This window comes from Kribbella sp. VKM Ac-2571 (assembly GCF_004362255.1).
GTDB lineage: Bacteria > Actinomycetota > Actinomycetes > Propionibacteriales > Kribbellaceae > Kribbella > Kribbella pratensis.
This window is the reverse complement of record NZ_SNWS01000009.1, coordinates 101,279-116,819: the sequence shown is the minus strand read 5'-3', so window position 1 is coordinate 116,819 and position 15,541 is coordinate 101,279. Positions and strand designations below refer to the sequence as shown.

At 68.5% G+C, this 15,541-nt stretch carries 16 protein-coding genes; 10 read left to right on the top strand and 6 right to left on the bottom strand.

Annotation, left to right across the window (positions count from 1 at the left end):
* Positions 1-7: 7 nt before the first annotated feature.
* A complete protein-coding gene (locus EV651_RS20965; protein WP_133786907.1) occupies positions 8-946 on the top strand; it encodes an ornithine cyclodeaminase family protein in 939 nt (312 codons plus the stop codon).
* On the opposite strand, the gene EV651_RS20960 is transcribed toward EV651_RS20965, so the two are convergent.
* A complete protein-coding gene (locus EV651_RS20960) occupies positions 929-1,837 on the bottom strand; it encodes a hypothetical protein (protein ID WP_133786906.1) in 909 nt (302 codons plus the stop codon). The genes EV651_RS20965 and EV651_RS20960 overlap by 18 nt on opposite strands.
* A 220-nt stretch (positions 1,838-2,057) precedes the next feature.
* Here EV651_RS20960 and EV651_RS20955 point away from each other — a divergent pair, with 220 nt between their 5' ends.
* Positions 2,058-2,540 (top strand): ribonuclease H, encoded by a 483-nt coding sequence (locus tag EV651_RS20955; protein ID WP_370353061.1) that lies wholly within the window; start codon positions 2,058-2,060, stop codon positions 2,538-2,540.
* 38 nt (positions 2,541-2,578) lie between these two features.
* Here EV651_RS20955 and EV651_RS20950 read toward each other — a convergent pair whose 3' ends face one another.
* Genes EV651_RS20950 through EV651_RS20940 form a run of 3 tightly spaced genes read right to left on the bottom strand, consistent with a single transcriptional unit; the run spans position 2,579 to position 5,523 of the window.
* A complete protein-coding gene (locus tag EV651_RS20950; protein ID WP_133786904.1) occupies positions 2,579-3,256 on the bottom strand; it encodes a response regulator transcription factor in 678 nt (225 codons plus the stop codon).
* A 57-nt stretch (positions 3,257-3,313) separates the two neighbouring features.
* Positions 3,314-4,714: an ATP-binding protein gene (locus tag EV651_RS20945; RefSeq protein WP_133786903.1), complete on the bottom strand. Its 1,401-nt coding sequence runs from the start codon at positions 4,712-4,714 to the stop codon at positions 3,314-3,316.
* Positions 4,715-4,725: 11 nt separating this feature from the next.
* Positions 4,726-5,523: a PIG-L deacetylase family protein gene (locus EV651_RS20940; protein WP_133786902.1), complete on the bottom strand. Its 798-nt coding sequence runs from the start codon at positions 5,521-5,523 to the stop codon at positions 4,726-4,728.
* Between the two features lie 82 nt (positions 5,524-5,605).
* Between EV651_RS20940 and EV651_RS20935 the strand changes: the two genes are divergently transcribed.
* From EV651_RS20935 to EV651_RS20910, 6 genes are read left to right on the top strand one after another with little or no spacing between them, the layout of a single operon-like run.
* Entirely contained in the window at positions 5,606-6,655 is a 1,050-nt protein-coding gene (locus tag EV651_RS20935) for a lysylphosphatidylglycerol synthase transmembrane domain-containing protein (RefSeq protein WP_133786901.1), read from the top strand.
* Complete coding sequence (locus tag EV651_RS20930; protein ID WP_166658686.1) at positions 6,652-7,731, top strand: glycosyltransferase family 4 protein; 1,080 nt, start codon at positions 6,652-6,654, stop codon at positions 7,729-7,731. Before EV651_RS20935 ends, EV651_RS20930 begins: the two co-directional genes overlap by 4 nt.
* A complete protein-coding gene (locus tag EV651_RS20925) occupies positions 7,728-9,101 on the top strand; it encodes an FAD-binding oxidoreductase (RefSeq protein ID WP_133786899.1) in 1,374 nt (457 codons plus the stop codon). The genes EV651_RS20930 and EV651_RS20925 overlap by 4 nt, the downstream gene beginning before the upstream one ends.
* Positions 9,098-9,805 carry an SDR family NAD(P)-dependent oxidoreductase gene (locus EV651_RS20920; protein WP_166658685.1) on the top strand — a complete coding sequence of 236 codons (708 nt, stop codon included), beginning with the start codon at positions 9,098-9,100 and terminating at the stop codon, positions 9,803-9,805. Before EV651_RS20925 ends, EV651_RS20920 begins: the two co-directional genes overlap by 4 nt.
* On the top strand, positions 9,802-10,935 hold the full coding sequence (locus tag EV651_RS20915; RefSeq protein WP_133786897.1) for a phosphodiester glycosidase family protein: 1,134 nt from the start codon (positions 9,802-9,804) through the stop codon (positions 10,933-10,935). The genes EV651_RS20920 and EV651_RS20915 overlap by 4 nt, the downstream gene beginning before the upstream one ends.
* Complete coding sequence (locus EV651_RS20910) at positions 10,932-11,831, top strand: decaprenyl-phosphate phosphoribosyltransferase (RefSeq protein ID WP_133786896.1); 900 nt, start codon at positions 10,932-10,934, stop codon at positions 11,829-11,831. The genes EV651_RS20915 and EV651_RS20910 overlap by 4 nt, the downstream gene beginning before the upstream one ends.
* A 41-nt stretch (positions 11,832-11,872) precedes the next feature.
* Here EV651_RS20910 and EV651_RS20905 read toward each other — a convergent pair whose 3' ends face one another.
* Both EV651_RS20905 and EV651_RS20900 read right to left on the bottom strand, forming a co-directional pair.
* Positions 11,873-12,535: a response regulator transcription factor gene (locus EV651_RS20905; RefSeq protein WP_133786895.1), complete on the bottom strand. Its 663-nt coding sequence runs from the start codon at positions 12,533-12,535 to the stop codon at positions 11,873-11,875.
* Positions 12,532-13,698, bottom strand: coding sequence for a sensor histidine kinase (locus EV651_RS20900; protein ID WP_133786894.1), 1,167 nt, complete (start codon positions 13,696-13,698; stop codon positions 12,532-12,534). The genes EV651_RS20905 and EV651_RS20900 overlap by 4 nt, the downstream gene beginning before the upstream one ends.
* Positions 13,699-13,849: 151 nt before the next feature.
* Here EV651_RS20900 and EV651_RS20895 point away from each other — a divergent pair, with 151 nt between their 5' ends.
* Both EV651_RS20895 and EV651_RS20890 read left to right on the top strand, forming a co-directional pair.
* Positions 13,850-14,749, top strand: a complete 900-nt coding sequence (locus tag EV651_RS20895) for an ATP-binding cassette domain-containing protein (RefSeq protein WP_133786893.1) — start codon at positions 13,850-13,852, stop codon at positions 14,747-14,749.
* The gene (locus tag EV651_RS20890) at positions 14,746-15,540 is read left to right on the top strand and encodes an ABC transporter permease (RefSeq protein WP_133786892.1); all 795 of its coding nucleotides are present in this window, start codon (positions 14,746-14,748) and stop codon (positions 15,538-15,540) included. The genes EV651_RS20895 and EV651_RS20890 overlap by 4 nt, the downstream gene beginning before the upstream one ends.
* Position 15,541: the final 1 nt, after the last annotated feature.

The following is a 15,541-nucleotide window of genomic DNA, read 5'->3' as shown; positions in this document are numbered from 1 at the left end:
GAGATCCATGCCGGACAGCATCAGGTTCATCGACAAAGCGGCTCTCGAGCGCACGCTCGGCTGGACGCAGGCGATCGACGCACTCGAGGCCGCGCTGATCACCGGGACCGGGAACACGCCGCCGCGGACGTTCGTGGAGGTGTCCGGCGGCCAGCTCATCCTGATGCCTGGCGAGGTCGGCCCGCAGGTCGGCGTGAAGGTCGTGTCGGTCAGCCCCGGCAACGCCGCCCGCGGCCTGCCCCGGATCCAGGGTGTCCACATCGCCTTCGACGGTCCGACGCTGCGGCCGGTCGCCGTCATCGACGCCGAGTCGCTCACATTGCGACGTACGGCGAGTCTCTCGGCGCTCGCCGTACGTCGGCTGGCGACCCCGGACTCCAACTCGTTGCTGGTGTTCGGGACCGGGCCGCAGGCGTTGAGCCATGCCCTGGCGATCAACGCGATCCGTCCGCTGGGCCAGGTCGTCGTTGTGGGCCGCCGGGCCGAGGCGGTCGCCTCACTCGTCGGCTCGCTTGAAGCGCAGGGCCTCCGAGCTCGGCCCGGGGTCCCCGACGACGTCGCGGACGTCGGCCTGGTCGCCTGCTGTACGACGGCGACCGAGCCGCTGTTCGACTCCGAGCTGCTCCAGCCGGACGCGACCGTGGTCGCCGTCGGGTCACACGAACCAGCCGTCCGCGAGGTCGATACGAACCTCGTCCGCCGCGCCACCGTCGTGGTCGAGTCACGAGCCTCAGCACTGAGCCAGGCCGGCGACATCATCCTCGCCATCGCGGACGGCGTACCCGAAACCGACGCGATCACAGCCGACCTTCACGAACTCGCCACCGGCCGCCTCGACATCACCCCCGGCGCACCCCGCCTCTTCAAAAGCGTCGGCGAAGCCTGGTGCGACGTAGTAACCGCCACCGCCGCCCTCCAAGCCGCCTCGTCAGCTGACATGCGGTAGACCGCTTGGTTCGCCGTCGAGGCGGCGGAGGGCTTCTGAGAAGCGGCCGCCGGAGTGAAGTCGCGCGGTGCCGGTGCTGTAGTCAGTCACCTGTTCCCACTCGTTGCCAATCACGTAGTAGACGTGCGGGCTCACAGGTCCAGGCGAGTCCGCGAAGAAGCAGTTGGCGAGTTCGGTGAGCATTCCGAACGCGGGAATCACCGTCCGATCTCGCACCACATGTAGGAGCAGCATGTCTCGCGCCGGCATGGCCACGAGGCAGCCGAACGGGGGATTCTCGACGCGCAGGGATTCGCGCAGCACGGTGTCCAGGACCAGCGCCCGGGAGGCGGTGAACATGCCTCCGGTGAGCATGGCGACCTGGGCGCCGTTCTCGCCGGGCTCTTCCACCAACTCGACGTTGTCCTTGAGGTGGCGCAGGTTCGCCAGGCCCATCCGGGTGATTTCTTCCCACGGCACGCCAAGGCTGTCGACATCGAAATGCATCGCGACGGCTCGCCCACTGTAGGTTGCCGGCGCAGTGACTACACCTGGGACGAACTCCGGAACCCGATCGGTCCAGCTGCGCTCGATCGTGGCCGCGCAGACCAGCCGAAGGTAGAGCTCGTTCTCCAGGTCTTCGGGGACCATCGGCCTCTCGCCCGAAGGAAGCATCTGGTCGAAATGCGAAGCCACGGCCGAGCGCCAAAGCTGTCGTGGCAACCCGCCGAGGGTGCGCGCGAGGTTCGCGAGTCCGACGGTCGGAGCGGCGCCCACCGGATCATCGTCGTCTCGGATCGGTACCAGTGCACCCGCGCCGTCGTACCGCATCGAAAACCCGCGTTCCGCGACCGCAGCCTCGGCCAGACGGACCAAGCGGTCGGCCTGGCGCATGGTCAGCGGCGTCAGCACCGGGTGCAGCCGATCCTCGTCGACGCCGTAGTGTCGCTTGCTACCTCCGCGGTCGCTCCGGCGGCCGTTTCTGCCCTTGCCAGCGCTCATCGAGCACCTCCTTTACCCAAGAACATATGGACTTTCGGGCACCGGAACGGCCGGTCTTCGCAATCTGTGGATAACCGGCCTGGCAGCGGCTGTATGCCGGAATGCGTCAGGGGGATAGGGTTTCGCTCTGATGTCTCCTACTCGTACTCGTCGTCCTCGTCCGGCTGATATGACCGTCCCCGCCGGGGCGCGCACCGTGTTCACCGATGGTGCCTGCTCGCGCAATCCTGGGCCGGGAGGTTGGGCCTGGGCGCTGTCGAAGACTGTGCATGCCTCCGGCCACGAGGCTGTCTCCACGAACCAGCGCATGGAGATCCGGGCCGCGCTCGAGGCCGTGCGGGCGAACGACGGCCCGCTGTTGGTCGTGTCGGATTCGACGTACGTCGTCAACTGCTTCCGCGACGCGTGGCACACGGGCTGGCTCGAGCGCGGCTGGCTCACCTCGGCAAAGAAGCCGGTCGCCAACCGAGACCTGTGGGAGCCCCTGGTCGAGTTGGTGAGCCAGCGCGGAGACGTCGCCTTCCAGTGGGTCAAGGGCCACTCCGGCCACGAAATGAACGACTTCGTGGACAGCCTCGCCGTCGCCGCCTGCTTCCCGCAGCTACCTGGGTGAGCGTCCTGCCAGGCAGGAACTGGTGACTTCCGGAAATATCAGCCACCGGTGGGATCGAGGCGGTAGCCGAGGCCCCGGACGGTCTCGATGGCGTGACGGCCGAACGGGACGTCCAGCTTGAGTCGCAGGTACCTGATGTAGACCTCGACGACATTCGCGTCGCCGTCGAAGGCGGGATCCCAGACGTTCTCCAGGATCTCGATCTTGCTCACTGTCTGGCCGCGATGCCGGATCAGGTATCCGAGAAGGCCGTACTCGCGACGGGTCAGGGTGATCTCCCGCCCGCCGCGCTCGACCCGTTGCCGGACGGGATCCAGAACGAGATCTCCTGCGCGCATCACGACCGGACGTTCCGGTGCACCGCGCCGGACGAGGGCGCGCAGCCTGGCGACGAGAATCATGAAGCTGAACGGCTTGGTCAGATAGTCGTCTGCGCCGAGGTCAAAGGCGTCGGTCTGGTCGTAGTCGCCGTCCTTCGCGGTCAGCATCAGCACCGGCGTCCACACGCCGCGCTCGCGGATCTGCTCGAGCACCTTGTACCCGTTGAGCTTGGGCAACATGATGTCGAGCACGATGACGTCGAAGGTGTGCTCGGTCGCGGCCCAGACGCCGTCCTCGCCGTTGTGGACCACCTCGACGACGAACCCGTCCGCGGTCAGACCGTGCCGCACCGTCTCGGCCAGGGGGAGTTCGTCCTCGACAATCAATACCCGCACTCGTTCAGTGTCCGTCACCTCTGCTGAGAGGGAACTGAGTCGGGGCGGCGTGCGGTTTCAAGCCGCAGTGGAGGGCAACGGCAGGACGACCGTGGCGGTGGTACCGCCGGTGGCGGCTGCGGCCAGGGTCACCGTCCCGTTGTGGGCCTTGACGATCTCCTGGACGATCGACAGGCCGAGGCCGGAGCCGCCGCTGGAGCGGGCCCGGCTGGCGTCAAGGCGGACAAAGCGTTCGAAGACGCGCAGCCGATCCTCCTCGGGGATGCCGTCGCCGTCGTCCTCGACCATCAGGATCGCCTGGCCGTCACGCTGGAACGTGCTGAGGCGTACGGCGCTGTGCGCGGCGAAGGTGGCGTTCTCGACGAGATTGCGGACCAGCTGACTCAGCCGCAGCGGGTCGCCATGGATGCGCACCGGGCGCACGTCCGCCAGCACCTTGAGCCGGATGTTGCCTTCGCGGAGCCGGAGGACCTCCGCGTCGACCAGATCGTCGAGGTCGACCTCGTGGCGATGCATCGGCAGGGCGGCATCGTCGGCTTTCGCGAGCAGCAACAAGTTCTCGATCAGCCGACGCATCCGCTCGGCCTCGCCTCTCATCGACCGGTACAGGTCCTGCCACGCCTGACCACGCGCCGAGGGCTCGATGACCTCCAGGCCCGCGGTGAGTGTCGCCAGGGGAGACCTGAGCTCGTGGCTCGCGTCCGCGACAAACCGGCGTTGGGTGGCCTGGCCGGCCTGCAAGCGGTCGAGCATCTCGTTCATGGTTGCGGCCAGCCGGGCGATCTCGTCGTCGGTCTGTGGCACCGGTACGCGTTCGGTCAGGTCGCTCGACTCGATGCCCTGCACCCGCGTCCGGATCCGCTCGACGGGACGGAGCGCACGGCCGGCCAGCATCCAGCCGGCGGCGCCGACCACGAACAGGAGCACCGGAAAGCCGATCGCCAGGTACTCCGCCACAGTGGCGACGGTGGACCGCTGAGTTTCCACCGACGACGCGACCACCACGGTGTACGTCTGGCCGCCGTACTCGACGCCGCGCGCGACGATCAGATAGTCGTGATCGTCGTCGAGCAGTGGCATCTCGCCCACCTCCGCCCGCTCCACCGTGCCGACGGCCGGTCGCAGGTGGGTCAGGGGCGTCGTCTCGGCTCGGGCTGACGACGCGGCGACGATCCTGCCGGTGTTGTCGAGAACTTGGACGATCTGGCTCGCTCTCGTCGACATGGCCAGATCGATGCCGAGTACGTCGACGCCCTCCTCGGCCACCTGGCCGGCGACGTCCGCCGCGCGTCCGTCCGCGGCATCGGAGACCGTCGTGATGAGCGCCCTCTGGAGCAGGAGCAGGAGTACGCCGGCGCCCAACGCCATCGCCAGCGCGACGACGAGAACCGCTGCGCCGGTCGACCTGCTCCGCACGCTGGCGCGGCGCAGTCTCAAGATCGCGTTGCTCGCCATCATCCCGGCCGGTGTCAGCGGAGGGTCGCGAACACGTCGTCGAGCGGAGCCCCCGGTGTCCGGCCGTGTTCGACGTACCACTCGTGGCCGAGCAGCAACCGGAACAGCCAGCGCGGCAGTTTGAGCAGCAACCCCAGAGTGCGCGCCCCCGCGTCGGCGCTCGCCTGACTGGCATGCGCCTCGAAAGCACGACGTTTCGCGTCCACATGAGCCCGTACGTCGACGCGGTGGGTGAGCGCCGCCGTGGCGGAGTAGGCGTGATCGTAGTCGGCCGGTGACACCTGCAGGCCGGCCGGAATCGCGGCGACGATCCGGATCAGCCGACGGATCAGCCGCCGATCAATCGTTGCCTCGAGCACCAGCGACGTACCCGCCTGGGCCGCCGCGTAGGTCCCGGCGGCGTGCACCTGCCGATGATCAGGATGCCCATAGCCACCGGCCGGGTCGTAAATGGTCAGTGCGTCGGCGCGTTCCGTGCGCAGGAGCTCGATCAGCGGCGCCGCGGCCTCCGCGACCGGAAGGGTGCTGAAGCCGCCCTCGGCGGGTGACCCGGACGACCCGGAGTCCTTGAAACCGAACCGGACGACCCGCGCACATCCCAGCGACGCCGCCGACCGGTCGAGCTCGCTCCTTCGGCAAGCCGCCAGCCCGCCACCCGCGCGGTACCCCGAAGCGGCCGCCCCGGCTTCGCCGTCCGTGGCCACCGCCAGGACGATGCGATGCCCTTCGGCGGCCAGCCGCGCGAGCGAACCGCCCATCAGCAGTGCCTCGTCGTCCGGGTGTGCGTGAAAGGCCACGAGAGTGAAGGCCATGGTTCGAGAATCGCACGGGCACCGTCACCCGGCCTAGTTGCTCTCAGCACGCTCTCAGGCCCCGGAATCCACGCTTGGGCCGATGAGTCACAACGAGCAGCGGCCAGGAGCGAGGATGGACCGCAGACGACGACGGCGTCTGGTGATCTCCGGCATCAGTGGGTTGGCGACCGTCGCCCTGGTGGTCTTGCTACCGCGTGCGGTTGGCGCCACTTGGGACGGGGTCGGCGCCGTTCTGATTCGAGTCTCGCCCGCATCTCTGGCCCTGTTGACGATGGTGTGGGTGGCCGGGCTGTGGTCGCACTCGTTCGTCCTGGCAGCGTCGTTGCCGGGCTTGACCAGGCGGCGCGGACTGACGCTCAGTCTCACCGGCAGCGCCGTGGCGAATGTCCTCCCGCTGGGCGGGGCCGTGGGTACTGCGCTGAACTTCGCGATGGTTCGCCGTTGGGGATTCAGCCCCGGCCAGTTCAGCGGGTTCCTTGCGGTCACCACGTTGCTGAACGTCGTCTCCAAGCTCGGTGTGATTGCCCTGGCGCTCGGCCTCGTTCCGCTTCTGCACAGTGCTCCGGCGTTCGGCTCGGCGAGTCTCCTGCTTCTGCCAGTACCTGTCGCAGTGGCTTTCGGCATCTGGATCCTCGCGGACGAGCGGGTGGCCGCGGCCGTCGGCGGTGCGCTCGACAAGGCTGCCGGCGCACTCGGGCGTACTCGTCTCAAGGACCAGTTGCCCGAGTTGCGACGCCGGATCCTGACAGTGATGCGCTACGGCTGGCAACAGATGACCGCGGGGATGATCTCGTATCTTGCGCTGCAGTTGGCCCTCCTGTGGCTGTGCTTCCGGGTTCTGCACGTGCCGCTCGGCCTCCCCGTCTTGTTCACGGCCTTGGCGGTCGAACGACTCCTGACCTTGGTGCCGATCACGCCTGGCAGCGCCGGCGTCGTCGAGGTCGGAACGACGGCCGCCCTGATCGCCCTCGGTGGCGATCCAGCCGGCGTCGCCGCCAGTTTGCTGCTGTTCCGTGGATTCACCTATCTGATGGAGATCCCGGTCGGCGGGCTCCTGCTCGCCGTCTGGTCGTGGCGGCAGCACCGGAAGGCCCCCGGGACGCAGCCGCTCGAGGTGGTGGCCGGGTGAGGATCGCACTGGTCAGTGACTGCTATCTCCCACGGCTCGGCGGGATCGAGCTCCAGGTGCACGATCTCGCCGGGCACCTGATCCGCGCCGGCCATCACGTCACGGTCTTCACGATCACCGACGGACCGGCATCCGCGGGCGATGTCCCGGTCCTGCGGTTGCCGGCGGTCGCCGGTGTACCGCTCGCTGTGGCCGTCGACCGGCTGCGATCGGCATTGCCGAGCTTCGATGTCGTGCACTGCCACTCGTCGCTGGTGTCACCGTTGGCCTGGAAGGCCGCGCGCCTGACAGACCGGGCGGTCCTGACCCTGCACTCCTTACCCGATGCGTCAGTGCCCTGGCCGGCAGCAGGCATAGCCCGGTACGTCGGCAACGTGCACTGGACCGCCGTCAGCGAAGCGGTTGCGGGCGAACTGCGAAGACTGCTGCCCGATCGACCGATCGGCATACTGCACAACGGGGTTGACCCGGTGTTGTGGCGGCACAGCCGACGTACGGACCATCCGCTGACCATCGTGAGCACGATGCGGCTGACGCGCCGCAAGCGGCCGATGGCGTTGCTTCGCATCCTGGAGGAGATCCGCGCGGCAGTGCCTTCCACTGTTCGCCTCCGCGCCGTAGTTGTGGGCGACGGGCCTCGGGCACGGGCAGCGGCCGCCGCGGTCCGCCGCCGCGGGCTCGATGAGTGGGTCGACCTCCCGGGGCGCCTGACGCGACCCGACATCCAGCAGCTCTACGCGTCGGCGGACGTCTATGTTGCGCCGGCGGAGCTCGAGTCGTTCGGTGTCGCGGCCCTGGAGGCGCGATGCGCCGGCCTGCCGGTCGTGGCCATGGCGTCCGGTGGCGTCGGAGAGTTCGTTCGGCCGGGAGTCGAGGGATTTCTCGTGAACGGCGACTCCGAGATGGTGGCGACCGTCGCGAATCTCCTGATCGACGACGCGTTGCGGTACCGAATCCAGAGGTTCAACGCAGACACGGCTCCGGCGATGACCTGGCAGCACGTGGTCAGGCAGCATCTTGCGGTCTACCGGACTCAGCACGCTCTCAGTGGTCAGTACCTAACGTCGGCATCATGACCCCCGATGAACCCAGCACACAGTCTTTGTCCGGATGGGGCCGGACGATCCAGCGCACCGCCCAGGTCCGGCGGCCGGCCTTCGAGGGCGGTCTGATCGGCACGGTGCTGGCGGAGCCGCGGATCACCGTGCGTGGAGCCGGCAAGAGCTACGGTGACGCGGCCTTGCCGAGCGACGGGATCGTGCTCGACCTGACGTCGTTCGATCGGATCGTGTCGTTCGATCAGGGCAGCGGTGTGGTCGTCGTGGAGGCCGGCGCGCTGCTGAAGGGCGTCATCGACCAGACACTTCCCGTGGGATGGACGCTCCCGGTCGTGCCCGGCACCGAACGCATCACCGTCGGCGGCGCGGTGGCCGGCGATGTGCACGGAAAGAACCATCCTGGCGCCGGATCGTTCGGCAGACAGGTTCTGTGGATCGCTCTGCTGAAGTCGGACGGGACGATCACGCAACTGTCCGCGGGCCATGATGCCGACGGGTTCTGGGCGACGATCGGCGGAATGGGACTGACCGGTGTGATCCTGCGGGCGGCGATCCAGCTGCAGCGAGTGGACACCGGCTGGGTGATCCGGAACCGGCTGCGGACCCATTCGCTGGACCGGACCATCGAGGCGATGCAGGCCCTGGCGGTACGGCAGGAACTCGATCCGCGGCGACACGCGATCGCGTGGCTGGACGCGCATGCGCGGGGTCCGAGCCTGGGTCGCGGCATCGTCGACGAGTTCTACGGTGCGTCGACCTCGGACCTCCCCGGTGCCGTGGCGCCGTTTCCGCAGCGGCGGGTCGGCGGCACCCGGCAACGGCGGTCACTGCCCGGGCCCGGTGTGGTCTCGACGGCGACGATCGCGGCCGCCTCCGCAGGGCGATGGCATTTCAGCAGATCGTCGAATTCGCAACTCGTCGCGTTGCGTTCCGCCCTGTGCCCACTGGACCGAGCGGAGTCCTGGCCGGCGGCCTTCGGCCGGCGGGGCGTGGTCCAGTACCAGTTCGCCGTACCCCGCGACGCGGTCGGGACGATCCACGAAGTGCTCACGTTTCTCACTGATCACGGGCTGACCCCAGCGCTGACGACCCTGAAGAATTTCGGCCCGGGCAGTGCTGGACCGTTGTCGTTCCCGATGCCCGGATGGACCCTGGCGGTCGATCTTCCGGCGCGCTGGCTACATCATCCCCGCACGCTGCAACCGGTCGACAAGTTCGTCGCCGGTGCCGGCGGCCGCATCTATCTGGCCAAGGACGCGGTGACCGATCCGGAGTTGATTCCGGTGATGTACCCGCGGCTGCGGACGTGGCAGCTCACGCAGCGGCGGCTGGATCCGGCCGCGCGCTGGACCTCCGCCCTGGGCACACGTCTCGGACTCGTCGCATGACTCCGGGGACTGCGCTCCTCGTCGGCGGATCGTCGGAGATCGGGATGGCCGTCCTGGTGCGGTTGCTAGGTCCGGTGCCGCGGCGCGTGATCCTGGCCGGCCGGCCGAGCAGCGAGCTCTGGTGGAATGCCGAGAAGCTTCGTGATGCCGGCTACTCGGTGTCCACGACGCAGTACGATGCAGGACTCGACGCCGATGAGCTCGACGGCATGCTCGAACACGCTTGCGCCGAGGATCGTCTGGAGCTCGCGATCGTCGCGGTGGGTTCGATGGCGTCGAAGTCGTTCGCCGACGGCGTGGTCGTCAACGGCTTGGCGGTGTCGGTCCTCCTGCGGGCCTTGGTGCACCGCAAACCGGCGCAGATCGTGGTGTTGTCGTCTGCCGCCGCGGTACGCCCCCGGCAATCGATCGCGGCGTACTCCCTCGGCAAGCAGTTGGCGGACTCGGCAGCGGTCCTGCTCGCCCGGGAGACCGCCGGCACCGGCGTACGGGTGCTCGTCGTACGTCCGGGTTTCGTGACGACCCGGATGACGGCGGACCTGCCGAAGCCGCCGCTGGCGACGAGCCCGGAGCGGGTCGCGGGGCGTGTGGCGGCAGCCGTGGAGGCGCGCAAGACGATCGTGTGGGTGCCGGGCGTGATGGGGCTCGTGGTCCGTGCCGTCGATCTGGTGCCGCGGCGGCTGCTTCCGGAGACGTGGCGATGATCGCATCCAGGCGCAGGCGTCGCCGGATACGGAAGCGGTGGATCGCGGCGGCCTGCTGCCTGCTGATGGTCGTGCCGGCGGTCTCGTACGTCCGGGCACTGCTGTACCCCGGCAATGCGAGCTTCGCGGTCCGGACGGTGGAGTGGTTCCGCGACCACGGCGGTGGAAAGCTCATCGACGCCATCGAGACGTGGAAGTACTCCCATCAGCAACCGCCGACGACCGGGGCGCCGATCGACACCACCGGTGCCGGCGCTGCGCCGATCACCGCGCGGCCGGGCGGTCACCCGGCGGTTGCCGGACTGCCGCCGGTGCACCCGGTGCCCGGCGTCACCCGCCTGCCGTCGGAGGGATCCTGGTCAGTGGCCCGGCGGTCGGCCTCCGGAAGACCCTTGCTGTGGACCACCTGGTTCCGGCCCGATCAAGGTCACCTGCCCGTGTCGGCCGCAGCAGCTTTGCTGCCGCGGGGAACGTACCGGCTGAAGCTGATGCCCGGCACGCGTGAGCCGGTGGCTGGTATGCCGTCCCCGAACGGGTACTCCGTTCCCGCCGCCGACCGCTCGGGTCTGGTCGCGACGTTCAACGCGGGGTTCAAGATGCACGACTCGCACGGAGGATGGTGGACCAACCGGTCAGCGGCCGTGCCGCTCGTCGACGGGCGTGCGTCGATCGTCATCTTCCGAGACGGGTCCGCACAGGTCGGCGCCTGGAACCGCACGGTCCGGATGACGCACGACGTGATCGCGGTCCGGCAGAACCTCGACCAGGTCGTCGTCGACGGCCGGGTCGTCGACGGGCTGACCACGAACGCGAACGGGCGCTGGGGGTCGGTGCGGAGCCAGTTCCAGTACACCTGGCGGTCCGGCATCGGGACAGATGCCCATGGCAACCTTATGTACGTCGCCGGCAACAAGCTGACCCTCGTGACGCTGGCCGAGGCCATGCAGCAGGCCGGGATCGTCCAGGGAATGGAGCTCGACATCCATGCCGCGATGGTGAGTTTCGACATCGAGCAGCCCGGCCCGAATGGCACGGTCACCGGCAAGCGGCTGCTCGCCTCGATGAACTCGCCCACTGATCGCTACCTTGTCGACGACCAGCGCGACTTCTTCTACGTGACCGCCAAATGACCGGCTTCCAGGCTTCGACGGCAACTCGGGAAGCCCCGGGGCGGGCGCTGCTGCGGCTGAGCCGCCCACAGCAATGGCACAAGGCCGTGACGGTGTTCGCGGCCCCGGCAGCGGCCGGAGCGCTCAAGTCGCCGACAGTCGTACTCAAGGCCTCGATCGCCGCACTGGGCTTCGTTCTGCTCGCGGCGGCGATCTACGCCTTCAACGACATCCGCGACGCACCTGACGATCGACGGCATCCGCGGAAGCGGCGACGTCCGGTCGCGTCAGGTGTACTCAGTCCGGCGCAAGCGGCGGCGTTCGGCGTGGTCGTGGCGCTTCTGGGGCTGACGATCGTGAGCGCGCTCGGACGAGCGACCTTCGGCCTCGCGGCGGCGTACCTGGTTGCCCAGGTGCTCTATGTCGCCGGCCTGAAGCATGTTGCCGTAGTCGACCTTGTCCTTGTCGCGCTCGGTTTCGTCCTGCGCGCGGCAGCCGGTGGTGCAGCGACGGGGACGCCGGTGTCGCACTGGTTCCTGCTGGTCTCGCTCTTCGGCGCGATGTTCCTCGTCACCGGCAAACGCAAGGCAGAGCACGCGTCGCCGGGAAACGCGGTGGGCCGCCCGGTACTCGCGGCGTACCCGACGTCGTGGCTCGATCAGGTCATGACGGTCGCGCTGCTCGGAACGGCTCTGTCGTACGGCATGTGGGCCTTCCAGTACCTCGGCCTCGACGTCTACCGGGAACTCCTCGCGATCTCGTTCCTCCCGTTCTTCACCGGCCTACTCCGCTACGCACTCGTCGTCTCCACCGGCCGGGGCGAGGAGCCCGAACACGACATCTTCCGCGACCCGGTCCTCCTTCTCGCGGGCCTCGTCTGGGCCTGTCTCGTCGGGATCGGTCTCTACTTCGCCTAGTTGCCCGGACAATCACGCCGGGCCAGCCTGATGGGCGGCGGTCAGGTGAGGCCTGCGTCGTGGATGCGGTTGGCGATCTGGACGCGGTTGGTGGCTTGGAGTTTGACCATGATGCGCGAGACGTGCGCCTTGACAGTGGCCATGCTCAGGTAGAGCTCTTCGGCGATCTGCGCGTTGACCTTGCCTTGGCCGACCGCGATCGCTACCTCGCGTTCGCGGGAGGTGAGTGTGCCGGCCAGTGATCGCGCATCGAGAACGTGCTGGGCTTCTGGCTCATCAGCGCCGAGGCGGGCGATCAGCTGGGCGGTCACGGTGGGGGAGAGCATGTGTTCGCCGGCGGCGACCTTGTGTACCGCCTCGACGATCGCCGCCGGTGGGGTGTGTTTGAGGAGGAAGCCGCTCGCCCCGCCCCGAAGGGCGCGCAGTACGTAGTCGTCGGCGTCGAAGGTCGTCAGCACGATCACCTTGGGCGGTGCGGGCCGGCCCATCAAGTGAGCGAGAGCCTCGAGCCCGTCGAGTCGCGGCATCCGGATGTCCATCAGTACGACGTCGGGCGTGACCCGCGCGATGAGGTCGAGCCCGGTCCGGCCGTCGTCCGCCTCGCCGGCCAGTTCGATCGTCGCGTCGTCGCGCAGGATCATGGCCAGTGCCGCGCGCACGAGCGCGTCGTCGTCGATGATCACCACACGGACAGCGGTGCTCATGCCGGCCACGGCAACCAGGCGCGGACCACGAAGTGCCCGTCCAGTTTCAGGTGCTCCAGGCGGCCGCCGATCAGCTCTGCGCGTTCGGTCAGTCCGAGCAGTCCGAGACCGGATCCCGGCGTCGAGCTCAGGGTGGAGCCGAGCCGCAGCGGGTTGCTTACCTCGAGCACCAGTTGCCCGCCCCGGTGGCCGCTGAGGGTGACGTCGACGGCGGTGTCCGGTGCGTGTTTGCGAGCGTTCGTCAGACTCTCCTGGATCATCCGGTACGCCCCGCGCCCGATCGCCTCGGGCGGTTCCGCCAGGTTGTCGACCCGGTTGTGCAACCGGACCTTCGTACCTGATCCGATGGCCTCCTGGACCAGCGCCGGAAGGTCGGCCAGCGTCGGTTGCGGACGCTCCGGTGGTGCGTCGGTTTCGAGGGTTCGCAGTACGCCGAGGATCGCGTGCAGATCCTGCAGCGCGAGGTGGGCGCTCTTGCGGGTGATTGCGGCTGCCTCGGCCACCTCGGCATCGCTCAGATTTCGGCAGTACTCCAGTGCACCCGCATGCAAGGCCACCAGTGACAGGCGATGCGCCAGGGCGTCGTGCATTTCGCGGGCGATCCTTGCCCGCTCGGTGACCTGCGCCTGCTCGACTCGCAGGCCCTGCTCGCGTTCGGCGCGATCCGCTCGCTCTCGCAGCGTGGACAGCAGGTCGCGGCGAGCACCGACGTACATGCCGGGAGCGATCACGGCACTCACGAAGACGATCGTGAACAACAGCGAGAAGAGCAGCGAGTCCTCCGCGCCGGGGTGGGTTTCGAAGAAGACGACAGATGCGGCGAAGCCCACCACCGCGACCGGTACGATCTCGCGCCAGCGCCGGCGCGTCGCCAGGGACACGGTGGTGACGACCACAGCTCCCGACGCTGCCGTCGAGAGGGATCCGAAGATGTTGACGATCAGAGCGACGAGGAACGGGTTGGTACGTCGCCGGCGCATCAGGACCACGCTGACTACTCCGAGCAGCAGGTCGGTGGCCCAGAGCGCAGTGATCTGTCCGGCGTACGTGTTGTAGTAGCTCGCGATCCAGAAGCCGGCGCCGGTGACGATGGCGAAGAGGTAGCGCCACGTCGACTGCCAGTGGCTCAGCGGAGGTGGTGGCGCGGCTTGGATGGCGTCCACCTTGCTCACGGTACGGGAGGTCTGCCGTTCCGGGCAGAGACCACGGTTCGGCCAGACCCCTACCGTGGGCTATTCAGCTCTGTCCCGTGGTTCGAGGTCATGGCATCGCGGCTGATGTGCCGGGCCGGTGCGGAGGCCCAGGCTCGACCACATGATCACAGTCGAAGAACTCAGTAAGCGGTACGGAGCGCACCAATCCGTCGACCGCGTGTCCTTCCGGGCGCAGCCCGGATCCGTCACCGGCTTCCTCGGTCCCAACGGGGCAGGCAAGTCGACCACGATGCGCATGATGACCGGGCTGACCCCGCCGTCGGCGGGTCGCAGCACCATCCTCGGCGTCCCGTACGCCGAACTTCCCAACCCGGGGCGGCACGTCGGGGTCCTCCTGGACGCGTCCGCGCAGCACACCGGGCGGACCGGGCGCGAGATCCTTCGCCTCGGCGCCATCGTCATGGGCCTTCGCCTTCAACGGGTCGACGAGATGCTCGAGATCGTCGGGCTGTCCGGCGACGAGGGCAACCGCCGGGTCGGCAACTACTCGCTCGGCATGCGGCAACGTCTCGGCATCGCGCACGCACTGCTCGGCGACCCGCAGGTGCTGATCCTGGACGAGCCCGCCAACGGACTCGACCCGGCCGGCATCCATTGGATGCGGGGGCTGCTGAGGGGCTTCGCGGATCAGGGCGGAACCGTCCTGCTGTCCTCACATCTCCTGCACGAGATCGAGGTCATCGCCGACCACCTGGTCGTGATCGGTCGCGGCGTCATCGTTGCTGATGGCAACAAGGCCGACCTGCTGAACGCCGCGGGCACCCTCGTCCGCGGCCTGGACCCGGATGCGCTGGCGCGCTGCCTCGACGCCGCCGGGTTCGTGTACCAGCTCGAGCCCGACGGCGCGTACGTCGTGGATGCCCCCCGCGAGCAGATCGCCGCGGCCGCCGCACGGCATGGCGTGGCCGTCGCCGAGCTGCGAGGCGCGGACGGCTCCGGACTCGAGGAAATGTTCCTGCAGCTCACCGCCGACGACGCACGAGAGAAGGTCACCGCATGAGTACCGCGACCCACCACATCGAACTGTCACCGGATCCGAGGGTGGCGTCCGTACCCTTCAGCCGCCTGCTGCGGGCCGAACTGCGCAAACTGGTCGACACCCGGGCCGGCTTCTGGCTGCTCACCGCGATCGGTCTGATCACGGTCGCCGTCATCGTCGTGTTCCTGTTCGTCGCCGATCCGGACCAGCTGACCTTCATGAACCTCGTCGGTGCGACGGCGACCCCGCAGAGCATCTTGCTCCCGGTGCTCGGCATCCTCGCGGTCACCGCCGAGTGGAGCCAGCGCACCGGCCTGGTCACCTTCACCCTCGAGCCCAGCCGGATCCGGATCGCCGTCGCCAAACTGGTCGCGGTGGTCCTGGTCGGCCTGCTCGCGGTGGTCGTGGCACTCGGCGTGGCAGCGTTGAGCAACCTCGCCGGGATGGCGTTCATGGACGGCGCCGGTAGCTGGAACATTGGCGTCGCCAACGTCCGCGACTTCTTCGCCGTACAACTGATCGGCATCGTTCAGGGCTTCGCCTTCGGCATGCTGCTGATGAACACCGCCGCGGCCATCGTGCTCTACTACGTGATCCCGATCGCGTGGACGGTGCTCTTCTCGATGGTCGGCAGCCTCGAGAAGGTCGCGCCCTGGCTCGACGTCAACACTGCCATGGCGCCGGCCTTCGACCGGCGGACGTTCCAGGCCGGCGACTGGGCCCACATCGCAGTCTCCGGCGCCATCTGGGTGCTCCTACCCTTGACCCTCGGCCTCCTCCGACTCCTCCGCCGCGAGGTCAAGTCAGCCTGAC